The organism is Microvirga tunisiensis, assembly GCF_009296175.1.
Taxonomy (GTDB): domain Bacteria; phylum Pseudomonadota; class Alphaproteobacteria; order Rhizobiales; family Beijerinckiaceae; genus Microvirga; species Microvirga tunisiensis.
Genome location: NZ_VOSK01000599.1, coordinates 1 through 2430 on the forward strand (window position 1 = coordinate 1; position 2430 = coordinate 2430).

2 protein-coding genes are annotated in these 2430 nt (G+C 63.2%); both read left to right on the forward strand.

Going from position 1 to position 2430, the window contains the following annotated elements:
• The first annotated feature begins 533 nt into the window (after nt 1-533).
• Nucleotides 534-1862, forward strand: coding sequence for a class I tRNA ligase family protein (locus tag FS320_RS41805; RefSeq protein ID WP_152718446.1), 1329 nt, complete (start codon nt 534-536; stop codon nt 1860-1862).
• 144 nt (nt 1863-2006) lie between these two features.
• Nucleotides 2007-2430 (forward strand): protein-L-isoaspartate O-methyltransferase family protein (locus FS320_RS41810; RefSeq protein ID WP_425294313.1); only part of this gene is annotated, 424 nt, incomplete at its 3' end.

Below are 2430 nucleotides of genomic sequence, written 5' to 3' on the forward strand. Positions count from 1 at the left end.
GTCCTGCGACGTACCGATCGCTGTTCATCGTGAAGTCCGCTCCAAAGTTAGCACGCAGCGGCGGTATGCCGAAGGTTCGCTCTGAGGTGGAGGCTGTGAGGAGACGCGCTGATTGGCGCGATCTGATCATCCGGTGCGAAGTGAGCAGGCAGACTGCGATGTGCCCCTCGAGCTCTGATCCAAGGCGAGTAGCAACATGTGGCGCGGCCCGGAAGCTGACCGAATGTCTGCTCAAGAAGGGAAGCCGGGACGTTCCTGAGGGGCCGAGAATTCCCTGGGTTGAACCCGAGCAGACATTCCATGGCCAGCGCTGCCCCTCAGTCTGGCACGATCGATATCTCCCAATCGGCTTGTTCCGAGCCGCGCATTGACCCGTGCTAGAGCCATCGTTACATTGAGGCCATGATCAGTTTCGCTCAGATGCTGCGACTTCGCCTCCCGGTCGTCACGACGGCCGGGCCTTTCGTCGTTTTCGCGAAGTAAACTGGGCGACGCTCCTCTCGCGCGTTCGCCCGAACGCAGAGAGTTGAGCCATGAAAGCCGACTTCTACTGTGCCGTGATGTTCCCGTACCCGTCCGCGGCGGGGCTGCATCTGGGCCACTACTACAACTACGCCATCATCGATTCCTACTGCCGCTGGCTGAGGCACCGCGGCACGACCGTCTTCCAGCCCTTCGGCTACGACGCCTTCGGGCTGCCGGCCGAGAACTACGCCCGCAAGGTCGGACGCGACCCGGCTGATGTGACCTACGAGAACATCGAGCAGTTCAGGCGACAGACGGATCGCATGAACACCTGCTTCGAGGAGCGCCTGATCACCTGTGGCCCTTCCTACGTGAAGTGGACGCAATGGTTGTTCACGCGCTTGCACGAGCGCGGGATGGCCTACAAGGCCTGGGGCGAGGTGAACTGGTGCCCGTCCTGCGAGACGGTGCTGGCGAACGAGCAGATCATCGACGGACACTGCGAACGCTGCGGCAGCGCGGTCGAGCGTCGGGACATGAACCAATGGTACTTCCGGATCACGGACTACCGGGACCGCCTGATCGCCAACCTGGACAGGATCGACATGCCGGAGTCCACGAAGCGGATGCAGCGGGCGTGGCTGGCCGAGCTGAGAGATTGGTGCGTCTCGCGGCAGCGGACATGGGGCTGCCCGATTCCGGTCGAGGGTGAGACGGACACCCTGGATACGTTTGTCGACTCCTCGTTCTACTACCTGCGCTACCTGACCGACAGCGACACCGAGTTCCTGCCGGAGGGCTGCTACCAGCCTGTCGACCTGTACGTGGGCGGGGCTGAGCACGCGTGCATGCACCTGATCTACACGCGGTTCATCCATATGGTGCTGTTCGACATGGGCATCGTCCCGCAGGAGGAGCCGTTCAGAAAGGTGATCCACCAGGGCGTCATCAGGAAGGACGGAGCCAAGATGTCGAAGTCGAAGGGGAACGCCGTCAGTCCCGATGACTATGATCCCGACGAGCTGAGATTGTATCTGATGTTCATCGGTCCCTACTCCGAGGGCGGAGAGTGGTCGGACGAGCACATCATCGGGCAACGCAGGTTCCTGTCACGGATGCGGCGGTGGCTGGAGAGCCGGGGATCCGACAGAATCGACCTGTCGGCCTCCGAGGACCAAGTGGACCGAGACGTGCGCGCCTTCAAGTTCAACAAGGTCGTCAGCGGGTTCATGGAGTTCTACAACCGTCACAAGCACGTGAGACCGGACGAGGACACGCCCCGACGGATCGAGGCGCTGCTGCGTGTCTTTGCACCGGGATTTCGAGCAGGCACTCAGTCGGCGAGAGGCGGATGCTGCTCGCGGCCTGATCCCTGTGGACGATCCCGATCACCATAGGGATGGGCGGCTCGCGGTAGCCGCCGGCTCCCCCAATCGGGCCAAGCCTGGCGGCTTCGACGGGAAGGTTCCAGCTCTTCCCACGGGCTAGCCCTGCTTCTAGGCTTCCTGTCCCACTGCACAGGGGCTGCAAAGGATCACGAGATGTCTGCTTCGGAACTCGACATCGTCAGACGCGCCTACGCCCGCCAGATGGTCGGGCTGCTCGGCATCATGAGCGAGCGCCTGGAGAACGCGTTCGCGGCCGTTCCCCGTGAGAGCTTCCTCGGCCTCGAGCCCTGGCACGTCCAGCAGGGTTCGAGCGGATACGTGGCATTGCCCTCCAATGACCCAGTCTACGCGTACCAGGACGTGCTGTTCGCCCTCAAGCAGGAGCGGGGCGTGAACAACGGCAGCCCCTCCCTGCATGCGCGGATGATGCACGCGCTCGACCCGGCCGTGGGGAGCACGATTGCGCATATCGGCGCCGGCACGGGCTACTACAGCGCCATCCTGGCCGAACTGGTCGGTTCCTCAGGCCAGGTGACCGCGGTCGAGTACGATCCGGCTTTGGCCGAGCAGGCACGGG

Excerpts from the sequence above, each read along its gene's own strand:
- FS320_RS41805 (WP_152718446.1), top strand. The coding sequence starts at position 534 with ATGAAAGCCGACTTCTACTGTGCCGTGATGTTCCCGTACCCGTCCGCG.